A 451-nucleotide genomic window follows, 5' to 3' on the forward strand; every position below is an offset into this window, starting at 1 on the left:
CCACGCCGTAAGCCCAAGGTTTCCTGTTCAACGTTCATCGGAGCAGGGTGAGTCGGCCCCTAAGGCGAGGCAGAGATGCGTAGCTGATGGGAAGCAGGTTAATATTCCTGCACCGTCGTATGATGCGATGGGGGGACGGATCGCGGAAGGTTGTCTGACTGTTGGAATAGTCAGTTTCTGTCTCATAGAAGGCGCTTAGGCAAATCCGGGCGCGGAATTCAAGGGGATGGGACGAGTGAATTTATTCACGAAGCAATCGGAAGTGGTTCCAAGAAAAGCCTCTAAGCTTCAGTCATACGAGACCGTACCGCAAACCGACACAGGTGGGCGAGATGAGTATTCTAAGGCGCTTGAGAGAACTCGGGAGAAGGAACTCGGCAAATTGGTACCGTAACTTCGGGAAAAGGTACGCCCCGGTAGCTTGAATGGTTTACTCCATGAGGGTGAAAGG

At 52.8% G+C, this 451-nt stretch carries 1 rRNA gene; it reads left to right on the forward strand.

The features are described 5' to 3' along the window. A 23S ribosomal RNA gene (locus tag AC0V2Y_RS27825) occupies positions 1-451 on the forward strand; the annotation flags it as partial.

It is taken from the genome of Janthinobacterium sp. BHSEK (assembly GCF_056174685.1).